At 73.0% G+C, this 12,999-nt stretch carries 12 protein-coding genes; 9 read left to right on the top strand and 3 right to left on the bottom strand.

All coding sequences use genetic code 11. The annotated features are described in order from the left end of the window. Positions 1-170: 170 nt before the first annotated feature. Entirely contained in the window at positions 171-1,004 is an 834-nt protein-coding gene (locus ACGF07_RS15865) for a peptidylprolyl isomerase (protein WP_350736873.1), read from the bottom strand. 246 nt (positions 1,005-1,250) lie between these two features. Between ACGF07_RS15865 and ACGF07_RS15860 the strand changes: the two genes are divergently transcribed. The 8 genes from ACGF07_RS15860 to rpsD all read left to right on the top strand — a co-directional run bounded on the left by ACGF07_RS15860 (position 1,251) and on the right by rpsD (position 9,602). After that, positions 1,251-1,958: an MBL fold metallo-hydrolase gene (locus ACGF07_RS15860; RefSeq protein WP_392899057.1), complete on the top strand. Its 708-nt coding sequence runs from the start codon at positions 1,251-1,253 to the stop codon at positions 1,956-1,958. 11 nt (positions 1,959-1,969) lie between these two features. Further along, complete coding sequence (gene hisS, locus ACGF07_RS15855; protein WP_350736867.1) at positions 1,970-3,232, top strand: histidine--tRNA ligase; 1,263 nt, start codon at positions 1,970-1,972, stop codon at positions 3,230-3,232. Next, positions 3,229-5,016: an aspartate--tRNA ligase gene (gene aspS / locus ACGF07_RS15850; RefSeq protein WP_350736864.1), complete on the top strand. Its 1,788-nt coding sequence runs from the start codon at positions 3,229-3,231 to the stop codon at positions 5,014-5,016. The genes hisS and aspS overlap by 4 nt, the downstream gene beginning before the upstream one ends. A gap of 107 nt (positions 5,017-5,123) precedes the next feature. Next, positions 5,124-5,639: an N-acetyltransferase gene (locus tag ACGF07_RS15845; protein WP_350736861.1), complete on the top strand. Its 516-nt coding sequence runs from the start codon at positions 5,124-5,126 to the stop codon at positions 5,637-5,639. A 92-nt stretch (positions 5,640-5,731) separates the two neighbouring features. Then, positions 5,732-6,550: a polyphosphate kinase 2 gene (gene ppk2 / locus ACGF07_RS15840; protein WP_392899053.1), complete on the top strand. Its 819-nt coding sequence runs from the start codon at positions 5,732-5,734 to the stop codon at positions 6,548-6,550. A 73-nt stretch (positions 6,551-6,623) separates the two neighbouring features. After that, the gene (locus tag ACGF07_RS15835) at positions 6,624-7,238 is read left to right on the top strand and encodes an antibiotic biosynthesis monooxygenase (protein ID WP_392899050.1); all 615 of its coding nucleotides are present in this window, start codon (positions 6,624-6,626) and stop codon (positions 7,236-7,238) included. A 45-nt stretch (positions 7,239-7,283) separates the two neighbouring features. Further along, positions 7,284-8,678, top strand: coding sequence for a replication-associated recombination protein A (locus ACGF07_RS15830; protein WP_392899048.1), 1,395 nt, complete (start codon positions 7,284-7,286; stop codon positions 8,676-8,678). Positions 8,679-8,987: 309 nt separating this feature from the next. Then, positions 8,988-9,602 (top strand): 30S ribosomal protein S4, encoded by a 615-nt coding sequence (rpsD, locus tag ACGF07_RS15825; protein ID WP_350736850.1) that lies wholly within the window; start codon positions 8,988-8,990, stop codon positions 9,600-9,602. A 109-nt stretch (positions 9,603-9,711) separates the two neighbouring features. Here rpsD and ACGF07_RS15820 read toward each other — a convergent pair whose 3' ends face one another. Beyond that, on the bottom strand, positions 9,712-10,029 hold the full coding sequence (locus ACGF07_RS15820; RefSeq protein WP_392899045.1) for a tetratricopeptide repeat protein: 318 nt from the start codon (positions 10,027-10,029) through the stop codon (positions 9,712-9,714). Positions 10,030-10,077: 48 nt separating this feature from the next. Then, positions 10,078-12,291, bottom strand: coding sequence for an ATP-binding protein (locus ACGF07_RS15815; RefSeq protein ID WP_392899042.1), 2,214 nt, complete (start codon positions 12,289-12,291; stop codon positions 10,078-10,080). Between the two features lie 224 nt (positions 12,292-12,515). Here ACGF07_RS15815 and ACGF07_RS15810 point away from each other — a divergent pair, with 224 nt between their 5' ends. Beyond that, positions 12,516-12,995, top strand: a complete 480-nt coding sequence (locus ACGF07_RS15810; protein WP_392899039.1) for a DUF948 domain-containing protein — start codon at positions 12,516-12,518, stop codon at positions 12,993-12,995. Positions 12,996-12,999: the final 4 nt, after the last annotated feature.

Raw genomic sequence — 12,999 nt, 5'->3', positions numbered from 1 at the left:
CCGTCCGCCGTGCCTTGCTGCCGCGGGTGACGGCTGGGCGGGTCCGGGCACCCTATACAACGCCAACATAGGCGACCAGGCCCGGTGCTGTCCGCATCCGGGCCGGGCGATTTCGGCCCGGGGCCGGGCGGCGCCGCGATGGGCGCCGCCGGGAGTGGCCCCGGGGTCGGTCAACCCTTCGCCACGGTAACCGAGTTGAAGGTGACGTCGGCCATCGGGCGGCCGTCCGGGGACCCGTCCAGGGTGCCCGCGGCGGCGATCTTCTGGACCACGTCCAGACCGCCGGTGATCTTGCCGAACGGGGTGTAGTTCGGCGGCAGCTGGGTGTCCTTGTAGACCAGGAAGAACTGGCTGCCGTTGGTGCCCGGGCCGGAGTTGGCCATCGCCACGGTGCCCGCCGGGTAGGTCGCGCCGGTCAGGTTCTCGTCCGCGAACTTGTAGCCGGGGCCGCCCGTGCCGCCGGGGACGGTCGCGCTGGCGGTCGGGTCGCCGCACTGGAGCACGAAGATCCCGTCGGTGGTGAGGCGGTGGCACTTGGTGTGGTCGAAGTACTGCTCACCGGCCAGGAAGGCGAAGGAGTTCACCGTGTGCGGGGCCTTGGCCGCGTCCAGGGCGACCGTCACCTTGCCGCAGTTGGTGTCCAGCGCCATGGTGTACGACGCGCTCGCGTCGATCGACATCGCCGGCTCCGCCTTGAACTGCTTGCCGTTGGGCGCACCCGGCGCCGGGGCGGCGCAGCCCTCGACCGGCTTGCGGGTCGGCGTGGTCGGCTGGGTGGGCGCGGCCTGGGGGCTGGAGGCGGCCGAAACGCCCTTGTCCTTGTCCGAGTCGAACGCACCGGTCGCGAACAGCGTGCCGCCGCCGGCCAGCACCACGACGGCGAGCGAGGCGCCCAGGATCGTGTTGCGGCGCTTGCGCGCGGCCGCCGCCTCGGCGCGGCGCTGCATCTGGCGCTCGTACTTCTCGCGGGCGAGCTGCCGCCGCCGCTGTTCGCTGCTGACCACCGGCCGTGTCTCCTGATGATGTGCGGGAAGGGTGGATGGTTTCCGTAGCGGATCATCGCATCCATCGGCGGCCAAGTGTAGGGACCGGGCCCGTAAGGACGTGGTGAACCCGTCACTCGGGCGTCCGGCGGCCCGCCCCGCCGCCGGTATCTGGTTCGCAACCGGACCCGGCCCGCCGGTAGGCTGCCCTTACACATCACTACTGGTAGCCATCGCAGCTGGTCGCCGCACACCCGAAGGACGCGCGTGTTCATCGCCGGATTCCCCGCTGGAGCCTGGGGCACCAACTGCTACCTGGTCGCGCCGGCGGCGGGCGAGGAGTGCGTCATCGTCGACCCGGGCCACCAGGCCGCCCGCGGCGTCGAGGAGCTCGTCCGCGAGCACCGGCTCAAGCCCGTCGCCGTGCTGCTCACCCACGGCCACATCGACCACGTCGCCTCGGTGGTCCCGGTCTGCGGCGCCCGCGGTGTCCCGGCCTGGATCCACCCCGAGGACCGGTACATGATGTCCGACCCGGAGAAGGCCCTCGGCCGCTCCCTCGGCACCCAGCTGCTGGGCGAGCTCACCGTCGGCGAGCCCGACGACGTGCGCGAGCTCACCGACGGCAGCGTGCTGGAGCTGGCCGGCCTGAAGCTCACCGTGGACCACGCCCCGGGCCATACCGGGGGGTCGGTGACCTTCCGGACGCCCGGTGCCGAGGACCTCCCCCCGGTGCTGTTCTCGGGCGACCTGCTGTTCGCCGGCTCCATCGGGCGTACCGACCTCCCGGGCGGGGACAGCGCGGCGATCATGCGCTCGCTGGCCCGGGTGTGCCTGCCCCTCGACGATTCCACCGTGGTCCTCTCCGGCCACGGCGGACAGACGACCATCGGCCACGAGCGCGCCACCAACCCCTACCTCCGACAGGCAGCAGGGGCGGCCGGCGCCCCGGCTTTCCCGCGACGAGGAATGTGACGGAAGAGAAGTTGAGCACCTTCACCGCCCCCAAGGGCACCTACGACCTGCTGCCCCCCAGCTCCGCGACCTTCCTGGCGATCCGCGAGCGCATCGCCGCGCCCGCCCGCCGGGCCGGTTACGGCTACGTCGAGACCCCGGTCTTCGAGGACGTGAAGCTGTTCTCGCGCGGTGTCGGCGAGTCCACCGACATCGTCACCAAGGAGATGTACACCCTCACCACCAAGGGCGGCGACGAGCTCGCGCTGCGCCCGGAGGGCACCGCCTCGGTGCTGCGCGCCGCGCTCCAGGCGAACCTGCACAAGCAGGGCAACCTGCCGGTCAAGCTCTGGTACTCCGGCTCGTACTACCGCTACGAGCGCGCGCAGAAGGGCCGTTACCGCCAGTTCTCCCAGGTCGGCGCCGAGGCGATCGGCGCGGAGGACCCGGCGCTGGACGCCGAGCTGATCATCCTGGCCGACGACGCCTTCCGCTCGCTCGGCCTGAGCGACTACTCGCTGCTGCTCAACAGCCTCGGCGACAAGCAGTGCCGCCCGGTCTACCGCGCCGCGCTGATCGAGTTCCTGGCCGGCCTGGACCTGGACGAGGACACCCGCCGCCGCGCCGAGATCAACCCGCTGCGCGTGCTGGACGACAAGCGCGAGTCGGTGCAGGCCCAGCTCGTCGACGCGCCGATGCTGCGCGACTTCCTCTGCGAGGACTGCAAGGCGTACGACGAGAAGGTCCGCGAGCTGCTCACCGCGGCCGGCGTGGCCTTCGTGGACGACCCCAAGCTCGTGCGCGGGCTGGACTACTACACCCGCACCACCTTCGAGTTCGTGCACAACGGCCTCGGCGCCCAGTCCGCGATCGGCGGCGGCGGCCGCTACGACGGCCTGTCCGAGATGATCGGCGGCCCGGCGCTGCCGTCCGTCGGCTGGGCCCTCGGCGTGGACCGCACCTACCTGGCGCTGGAGGCCGAGGGCGTCTCCCTCGAGCTGCCCGCCGCCACCGAGGTGTACGCCGTCGCGCTCGGCGAGGAGGCCAAGAACGTCCTGTTCGCCAAGGTGATCGAGCTGCGCCGGGCCGGCGTCGCCACCGACCTCGCCTTCGGCGTGAAGAGCATCAAGAACGCCATGAAGTCCGCCGACCGGTCCGGCGCCCGCTTCGCCCTGATCGCTGGGGACCGGGACCTCGCCGAGGGCGTCGTCCAGCTCAAGGACATGAGCACCGGCGAGCAGACCCCCGTCGCCCTCGACGCACTCGTCACCACCCTGAAGGAGAAGCAGCTGTGATCCGCACGCACGACGCGGGCACGCTCCGCCCGGAGCACGCAGGCACCACCGTCACCCTGGCCGGCTGGGTCGCCCGCCGCCGCGACCACGGCGGCGTGGCCTTCATCGACCTGCGCGACGCCTCCGGCACCGTGCAGATCGTGGTCCGCGACCTGGACTCGGTGCACGGCCTGCGCGCCGAGTACTGCGTCAAGGTCGTCGGTGACGTCAGGGTCCGCCCCGAGGGCAACGAGAACCCCGAGATCCCGACCGGCGCCGTCGAGGTCGTGGTCAGCGAGATCGAGGTGCTCTCCGAGGCCGCCCCGCTGCCCTTCCCGGTCGCCGAGTACGAGCCGGGCACGGTCAACGAGGAGGTCCGGCTGCGCTACCGCTACCTGGACCTGCGCCGCGAGGGCCCGGCCAAGGGCCTGCGGCTGCGCTCGAAGGTCAACAACATCATCCGCCGGGTGATGGAGGAGAACGACTTCCTCGACATCGAGACGCCGTACCTCACCCGCTCCACCCCCGAGGGCGCCCGCGACTTCCTCGTCCCGGTCCGCCTGCAGCCCGGCCACTGGTACGCGCTGCCGCAGTCGCCCCAGCTGTTCAAGCAGCTGCTGATGGTGGCCGGCATGGAGCGCTACTACCAGATCGCCCGCTGCTTCCGCGACGAGGACTTCCGCGCCGACCGCCAGCCGGAGTTCACCCAGCTCGACATCGAGGCCTCCTTCGTCGACCAGGAGGACATCCTGGCCCTCGGCGAGAAGATCATCGGTGCCATCTGGCGCGAGGTGCACGGCTACGAGATCCCGAACCCGCTGCCGCGGATGACCTACGCGGAGGCCATGGGCCGGTACGGCTCCGACAAGCCGGACGTCCGCTTCGGCCAGGAACTCACCGACCTCACCGAGTACTTCAAGGGCACCGAGTTCCGCGTCTTCCAGGCCCCGTACGTCGGCGCCGTGGTCATGCCGGGCGGTGCCTCCCAGCCGCGCAAGCAGCTGGACGCCTGGCAGGACTGGGCCAAGGCGCGCGGCGCCAAGGGCCTGGCCTACGTGCTGATCGACGCCGAGACCGGCGAGCTGCGCGGGCCCGTCGCCAAGAACCTGTCCGAGGAGCACCTGGCCGGCCTGGCCGCCGCCGCCGGCGCCAAGAACGGCGACGCGGTCTTCTTCGCGGCCGGCAAGGAGCGCGCCTCGCAGGAGCTGCTCGGCGCCGCCCGTCTGGAGATCGGCCGCCGCTGCGGGCTGATCGACGAGTCCACGTGGGCCTTCCTCTGGGTCGTCGACTTCCCGATGTTCGAGCCGATCGAGGACGACAAGGGCCAGTTCCAGGGCTGGCACGCGGTGCACCACCCGTTCACCGCCCCGACCAAGGAGTCGCTGGACACCTTCGACACCGACCCGGGCTCGGCCCTGTCCAACGCCTACGACCTGGTCCTCAACGGCTCGGAGCTGGGCGGCGGTTCGATCCGTATCCACCAGCGGGACGTCCAGAAGCGGGCGTTCGACGCGATCGGGCTGTCCGAGGAGGAGGCCGCCTCGCAGTTCGGCTTCCTGCTGGACGCCTTCAACTACGGCCCGCCGCCGCACGGTGGCGTCGCCTTCGGCCTCGACCGCATCGTGACCCTGCTGGGCGGTTACGACACCATCCGCGACGTCATCGCCTTCCCGAAGACGTCCACCGGTGGCGACCCGCTGACCGGCGCCCCGACGCCGATCACCCCGGCGCAGCGCCGCGAGGCCGGCGTCGACGCTCAGCCGAAGGTCCGCGAGGACGCCAAGGACGCCAAGTCCGAGGCGTAGCCAGCAGGCTGACGTCGCGTCATCCGCTAACCTTCAACGGCCCCGGACGGTCCACCCACCGTCCGGGGCCGGTCCACAACGGTGTGGGACACACGGAGGGTCGACTCATGCAGGTCACGAACGTCACCACGAGGATCGAACGTCCGGAGGACGCCCCCGCGACCAGACGCGTCCACATGGCCGCCTTCCCCGGGCCGGACGAGGCGGACCTGGTGGACGCGCTGCGCCGCGACCCCGCCTGGCTGCCCGGGCTGTCGGTGGTCGCGGTCGACGAGGCCGGGCTGGTGGTCGGGCACGCGCTGCTCACCCGGCTGTGGGTCGGGGACGGCGACGCCGTGGCGCTCGCGCCGGTCGCCGTGGCGCCCGAGTGGCAGCGCAGGGGCGTCGGGGAACTCGTCGTCCGGGCCGCGCTGTCGGCGGCCGAGGCGGCGGGGGAGAAGCTGGTGGTCGTCCTCGGCGACCCGGGCTACTACGGCCGGTTCGGCTTCGCCCCGGCCGGACGGCACGAGGTCAGCGGCCCGTTCGAGGTGCCGGAGGCGTACTTCCAGGCGCTGCCGCTCGCGGCGTACGACGGCGGCCCGCGCGGGCTCTGCCGCTATCCGGAGCCCTTCGTCGCGGTCTGATCACACCCTCCCGGCCCCGGTCGACCTGCGGATCCGCCGTTGCGCGCCTACGGTGAAGGGTCATCGGCAGCAGTCGGACGGAGGACCCGAGGGTGACCAGCGGGCAGCGGGCCGGGAAACCGGAGCGACTGGCGAGGAAGCCGTACGAGCGGGAGCTGCTGCGGCTGCAGCAGGAGCTGGTGAAGCTCCAGGAGTGGGTGCGGGTCGAGGGGGCCCGCCTGGTGGTGGTCTTCGAGGGGCGCGACGCGGCCGGCAAGGGCGGCGCCATCAAACGGGTGACGGAGTTCCTGAACCCGCGCATCGCCAGGGTCGTGGCGCTTCCCACCCCGACCGAGCGGCAGCGGACCCAGTGGTACTTCCAGCGCTACGTCGAACACCTGCCGGCGGCCGGGGAGATCGTGCTGTTCGACCGGAGCTGGTACAACCGCGCCGGGGTCGAGCGGGTGATGGGCTTCTGCACCGACGAGGAGTACTGGCAGTTCCTGCACCAGTGCCCGGCCTTCGAGCAGATGCTGATCGAGGCGGGCATCCTGCTGCGCAAGTACTGGTTCTCGGTCAGCGACACCGAGCAGGAGCGGCGCTTCCGGGACCGGCTGGAGGACCCGATGAGGCGCTGGAAGCTCTCCCCGATGGACGTCGAGTCGATCAACCACTGGGAGGACTACTCGCAGGCCAAGGACGCGATGTTCGTCCACACCGACACCCCGCTGTCGCCCTGGCACGTGGTGGAGAGCGACGACAAGCGCCGGGCCCGGATCAACATGATCGCCCACCTGCTCTCCACCGTGCCGTACCGCGAGATCACCCCGCCGCGGATCGAGCTGCCGCCGCGCCCGGACTCGCGCGGCTACCAGCGGCCGCCGCGGGATCTCCAGAAGTACGTCCCGGACCACGCTGCCACACTGGAGTAGACGGGGCCCTCCGGGCGCTGCTTCCGAGAAGACGGCCCCGCGTGGCGCCCGGGCGTCCTCAGGAGGCGCGCTCATGTTCGTCCGTACCGTCTACGCGACCGGTCACCCGGACCGGATCGAGCAGACCCTCGACCGGCTCCGCACCGAGGCTCCCGCGCTGCTCGGCGACCGGCCCGGGTACCGCGGCTACGGCCTGTTCGCCGACCGGGCCCTCGGCAAGATCACGATGGGCTCCTGGTGGGAGTCCGCCCAGGACGAGCGCGACAGCGACGCGGCGCTGGGCGAACGCCGCCGCGAGCTGCTGGCGCCGCTGGGCGGCACCGTGGCCACCGACGTCTGGGAGGCCGCGGTGACGGCCCCGCCGGGTGCCGCCGGGCCGGGTGCCGGGTTCCGCCTGGTGCGCGGCAGGATCGGTCCGGACGGGGTGGACCGGTTGGCCGAGGTCTTCCGGGACCGCGCGCTGCCGAACCTGGAGAAGCTGGACGGCTTCGTCACCGGCGCGCTGCTGGTGGACCGGGCGAACGGCCGCACCTCGGTGGGCGCGATCTTCGCCGACCGGGCGAGCTTCACGGACTCGCGCGGCCCGATGGCCGACATCCGGGCGCAGGCGACCGCCGCGGCCGGTCTGACCGTGTGGTCGCTGGAGGAGTTCGACGTCGTGCTGCTGGACCGCCCGCCGCAGGACTGACGGCTCCGACCGAGGGGTGTCGGTGCCCTCGCATAGGCTTCCGGTGTGGACGAACCGGACCTCTTCACCGCCGCAGCCGAGGAACGCCAGAGCAAGGAGCCCGGCCGGGCGCCGCTGGCCGTGCGGATGCGCCCGCGCACCCTGGACGAGGTGGCCGGGCAGCGGCAGCTGCTGAAGCCCGGCTCCCCGCTGCGGCGGCTGGTCGCGGGCTCGCGCGGCCCGGCGGCCACCAGCTCGGTGATCCTCTGGGGGCCGCCCGGCACCGGCAAGACCACCCTCGCGCACGTGATCAGCCAGGCCGTGGAGGGCCGCTTCGTCGAGCTGTCCGCGATCACCGCCGGGGTGAAGGAGGTCCGGGCGGTGATCGACGGCGCGCGGCGGGCCGTCGGCATGTCCGGCCGGGAGACGGTGCTCTTCCTGGACGAGATCCACCGCTTCTCCAAGGCCCAGCAGGACTCGCTGCTGCCCGCCGTGGAGAACCGCTGGGTCACGCTGATCGCGGCGACCACCGAGAACCCGTACTTCTCGGTGATCTCGCCGCTGCTGTCGCGCTCGCTGCTGCTGACCCTGGAGTCGCTCACCGACGACGACATCCGGGCGCTGCTGCGCCGCGCGGTGGCCGACGAGCGCGGCCTGGCGGGCGCGGTGGAGCTGACCGCCGAGGCCGAGGACCACCTGGTGCGGCTGGCCGGCGGGGACGCCCGGCGGGCGCTGACCACGCTGGAGGCGGCGGCCGGGGCGGCGCTGGAGAAGGGCGAGGCCGCCGTCACGCTGGCCACCACCGAGACGGCCGTCAACCAGGCGGCGGTGCGCTACGACAAGGACGGCGACCAGCACTACGACGTCGCGAGCGCGCTGATCAAGTCGATCCGCGGCAGCGACGTGGACGCCACCCTGCACTACCTGGCCCGGATGATCGAGGCGGGGGAGGACCCGCGGTTCATTGCCCGGCGGCTGATGATCTCGGCCAGCGAGGACGTCGGCCTGGCGGACCCGACGGCGCTGCAGACGGCGGTGGCGGCGGCCCAGGCGGTGGCCCTGATCGGCTTCCCGGAGGCCCGGATCATCCTCTCCCAGGCGGCGATCGCGCTGGCGCTGGCGCCGAAGTCCAACTCGGCGTACCTGGCGATCGACGCCGCGCTGGCGGACGTCCGGCAGGGCCTGGCGGGCGCGGTGCCGCCGCACCTGCGGGACTCCCACTACGGCGGCGCGGGCAGGCTCGGCCACGGCACGGGCTACCAGTACCCGCACGACCTGCCGGAGGGCATCGCGGCCCAGCAGTACGCGCCGGACGCGGTGCACGGCAAGGAGTACTACCGGCCGAACCGGCGCGGCGGGGAGGTCCGGTACGCGGACACCGTGGAGTGGACGCGGGGCCGGCTGCGCGGCGAGCGCCGGGCGGAGCGGAAGGCGGAGGAGCCCGGGGAAAACGGCGGGTGATCCGCCGGTATACTCGGTCGGAGTGCCATGTCCCGGGACGGCGGCGGGGGAGACCCCACCGACCGGCCGCACCAGCGGGGCACCGGCCGTAGGCCTCCCCCGGGAGGCCCGCAACAGGAGCGTCGCGCACCGTTTCGGTGTCGCGGACGGCCCGGTTCCCGGGCCCTTCGTGTGACCAGCACTTCCGTGCCCGGCTCCGGAGAGCGGCTGACCCCCCGTGCAGACGGGCGGGTTTTCTCCGGGTCGCGACATGCGACCTCCGTCAACACCTGGTGAAAGCCGTATTCATAAGCAAGGAAGGTTTGGTTCATGGCGAACCAGAAGCGTCCCAAGGTCAAGATCGCGCGTGCCCTGGGCGTGCCGCTGACCCCGAAGTCCGTCAAGTACTTCGAGGCCCGCCCGTACCCGCCCGGCCAGCACGGCCGTGGCCGCAAGCAGAACTCGGACTACAAGGTCCGTCTGCTCGAGAAGCAGCGTCTTCGCGCCCAGTACGACCTGAGCGAGAAGCAGCTGTCGCGTGCGTTCGACCGCGCGAAGAAGGCCGAGGGCAAGACCGGTGAGGCGCTCGTCGCCGAGCTGGAGACCCGTCTGGACTCGCTGGTGCTGCGTTCGGGCATCGCCCGCACCATCTACCAGGCCCGTCAGATGGTCGTCCACGGCCACATCGAGGTCAACGGCAGCAAGGTCAACAAGCCGTCGTTCCAGATGAAGCCGGGCTACGTGGTCACCGTCCGCGAGCGCAGCAAGGAGAAGGTCCCCTTCCAGGTCGCCCGTGAGGGTGGCTACGCGGGCGAGGGCCAGACCCCGAAGTACCTCGAGGTCAACCTGAAGGCCCTGGCCTTCCGCCTGGACCGTGCGCCGCAGCGCAAGGAGGTCCCGGTGATCTGTGACGAGCAGCTGGTCGTCGAGTACTACTCGCGCTGACCCGCGCTCGGTCCGCAGTCCGCGAGACCGCAGCGAGCCCCCGTCGCCTTCCGAGGCGGCGGGGGCTCGCCGTCTTCCCGGCCCGCCGCGCCGCGGGCCCGGTGCGGTGTCAGACGGCCTCGCCGGTCATCGCGGCGGCCAGCCGCAGGTGCGGGCGGGCCTCCTCGGCGCGGCCCCGGCGCTCCAGGGTGCGGCCGAGCATCAGCCGGGCGTAGTCCTCGGCCGGGTCGAGGTCGAGGATCCGGCGCAGCTCGGCCTCGGCGCGGCCGAGCTGGGCGGAGTGGTAGTAGCTGCGGGCCAGCAGCAGCCGGACGGAGAGGTTGGCCGGCTCCTCGGCCAGCACGCCCTCCAGCATGCGGGCGGCGTCGGCGTACGCCTTGGACTCGAAGTAGAAGTTCGCGAGGCGGTACTCGTCGTGGACGGCCATGGTGCTCCTTCCGGGTCGTTCCTTGCCTCCTCAAGCAATGGACAAGTTTCAACTATTCCGCGCCGGCGCGGGTGCCGGTGCGGGCGGCACCGGGCACGGTCCGGGGCGCGGGTCGCGCCCGTCCGCCGGGCCGCCGTCGCCGAGCGCCCGGGAGACCGCGGCGTCCAGGTCCAGCCGGGTGCCCGCCCGGTAGTACTCCTCGTACTCCTGCTCGGTCAGCCCGGCGCGGGCCCGCTCGGCGCACTCCTGGTGGGTGCCGAAGAAGGAGCGCGAGCCCAGGAAGGGGTTGCCGACGGTGCGCCAGATCCGGTGCGCGGCGCCCTGCAGCACCCGGGCCTCGCGCAGGTCGGCCGCCTCGCCCGGGCCGTCCGGCTCGGTCTCCAGCAGCGCCAGCAGGTCGATCCCGAGGACGACGCCGAGCAGGTCGTGGAAGACGTGGTTCAGCCGCACGCACTCGCGGGCCAGGGACCGGGCGGCCTGGATCGCGCCGTCCAGGTAGTGGGAGTACGCCGTCGCGTAGAGCACGTAGGCGTACGCCCACTGCTCGCCGTGCTCCTCGCACACCTCGCGGGCCTGGCCGAACCAGAGCTCGCCGCCGTCGAGGTCGCCCTGGAACAGGCAGGCCAGGCCCAGTTCGATCATGGCCATCACGACGTTGCTGTTGAGCTCGCCGATCGTGCGGTAGTGCCAGAGCGCCTCGTCGAACAGCTCGGCGGCGCGCTCCGGGTCGTCGCCGATCAGGGCCGCGCAACCCTGGCGGTGCACGGCGTAGGCGAGGGCCCGGGCGTCACCGGTGTCCAGGGCCTGGCGGCGGCACTCCTCCAGCGCCGGACGGGCGGCCCCGAGGTCGCCCTGCAGGGTGGCCATGTAACCGGTGACCCAGAGGGCCTTGGCGCGGGCCTCGGTGGGTTCGCGGTCCAGGGCGAGCGCGCGGTCCAGCCAGTGCCTGCCCTCGCCGAGGTGGCCGCAGCCGACCCAGTAGAACCACAGGGTGCCGGCCAGCAGCAGGGCGATCTGCTCCTCGCCGGGCTCGGCGAGGCAGAACTCCAGGGCGGCCCGCAGGTTGGTGTGGGCGAGCTGGGTGCGCTCGGCGGTCTCCGCCTGGCGCGGGCCGAACCACTCGACCTCGCCCCAGGTGGCGACGCCCAGGTACCAGTCCCGGTGCCGGCGCAGCAGCCGCTGCTCCTCGCCGGTCGCGCGCAGCCAGTGGCCGCCGTACTCGCGCAGGGTGTCGAGCAGGCGGAAGCGGACGCCGTAGGCGCTGTCCTCGCGCAGCAGCACGGACTTGGCGACGAGTTCGTCGAGCAGGTCCAGCACGTCCTCGGGTTCGATGCCGTCGCCGGCGCAGACGTACTCGGCGGCCTCCAGGTCGAAACCGCCGGCGAAGACCGACAGGCGGGCCCAGAGTAAACGTTCCTGCACCGTGCACAGCTCATGGCTCCAGCCGATCGTGGTGCGCAGCGTCTGGTGCCTGGGCAGCGCCGTGCGGCAGCCGCCGGTGAGCAGCCGGAAGCGGTCGTCCAGCCGGGCCGTGATCTGCTCCACCGACAGCGCCCGCAACCGCCCGGCGGCCAGCTCCACGGCCAGCGGGATGCCGTCCAGCCGGCGGCAGAGCAGAGCCACCGCCTCCGCGTTGGCCTCCGTCACCTCGAAGGACGGCAGCACCGCCCGGGCCCGGTCGGCGAACAGCCGCACCGCGTCCGGCAGCACGCCCGCCGGCCCGTTCGGCAGCGGCCCGACCGGCAGCGGGGCCAGGGTCAGCAGGTGCTCGCCCGAGGCCCGCAGCGCGGAGCGGCTGGTGGCCAGCACCCGCAGCCCGGGCAGCATCCGCAGCAGTGCGTCGGCCAGCTCGGCGCACGGCCCGACCAGGTGCTCGCAGCCGTCCAGCACCAGCAGCAGGCGGCGCCCGGCCAGCCGTTCGCCGAGGACGTCCAGCGGCGGGCGGGCGGTGCCGTCGGTCAGCTGCAGCGCCTCCAGGACGGCGTGGCCGAGCAGCAGCGGGTCCTGCACCGGGGCCACGTCCACCAGCCAGGTGCCGTCCGGGAAGGCGCCGGCCGCCCGGGCCGCGGCGCGCAGCGCCAGCCGGCTCTTGCCCACCCCGCCCGGGCCCGTCACCGTCACCAGCCGGACACCGGCCAGCAGGGCCGCCAGCTCGGCCAGTTCCCGCTGCCGCCCGACGAAACCGGTCACCTCGGCGGGGAGCCGGCCGGGCGCCGGCTCGCGCGGCCACGCCTCGGGCTGTGCTGTCCAGTCGCCGGCCACGCGCCGCTCCCCGTCGTTCCGGGCCCGGACCACCGCGGTCCGGACGTGCGTCGGGCCGTACGGGCGACGGCCCGCCTGGCAGAACGAGGTGACCGGCCGGTAGGTTACGCGCGCGCCTCGCACACCCGGACGAGGTCGCGGGCGACAACCCGGTCCGGAAACGGGCTGCGGGCGCGATAGGGTCAGACCCTGAGGAGAACAGCAAGGCGAGGGAGCGCGCAGAAGTGTCCGTGGGAGAGCTGGCCGGGTTGCTCGTCGCCGTGTTCTGGGCGGTCCTGGTCACCCTGCTCGCCGTGGTCCTGGTCCGCCTCTCGCGCGTGCTGAAGGAGGCCGCCGTCCTGGTCTCCGCGGTCACCGAACAGGCCGTGCCGCTGCTGACGGAGGCCGGCGCCGCGGTGCGCAGCGCCAACGAGCAGCTGGAGCGGGTGGACGAGATCACCGCCAACGTGCAGGACGCCGCCGCCAACGCCAACGCGCTCTCCTCCACCGTGGCCGCCACGCTGGGCGGCCCGCTGGTGAAGGTCGCGGCCTTCAGCTACGGCGTCCGCAAGGCCGTCGCCAAGCAGCAGGGCGGCCTGCCGAACGTGCCGGTGCAGGCCGCCGAGCGCGACGAGCTCGCCCGGCTGATCCGGGCCGAGGTGCGCGCCGCGACCGCGCCCAGGCACGGCCTGCTCTCCAGGGTCCGGCGCGCGGTGAAGGGCTGACGTC

Source organism: Kitasatospora sp. NPDC048194, from assembly GCF_043202455.1.
Lineage (GTDB): Bacteria > Actinomycetota > Actinomycetes > Streptomycetales > Streptomycetaceae > Kitasatospora.
Note: the sequence above shows the minus strand (reverse complement) of the source record. Positions and strands in the feature narration are given on the sequence as shown.

Bases quoted from the DNA above. Each gene is read 5' to 3' on its own strand.
- ACGF07_RS15845 (WP_350736861.1), top strand. From the start codon at position 5,124: ATGCAGGTCACGAACGTCACCACGAGGATCGAACGTCCGGAGGACGCC.
- ACGF07_RS15835 (WP_392899050.1), top strand. From the start codon at position 6,624: ATGTTCGTCCGTACCGTCTACGCGACCGGTCACCCGGACCGGATCGAG.
- rpsD (WP_350736850.1), top strand. From the start codon at position 8,988: ATGGCGAACCAGAAGCGTCCCAAGGTCAAGATCGCGCGTGCCCTGGGC.
- ACGF07_RS15820 (WP_392899045.1), bottom strand. From the start codon at position 10,029: ATGGCCGTCCACGACGAGTACCGCCTCGCGAACTTCTACTTCGAGTCC.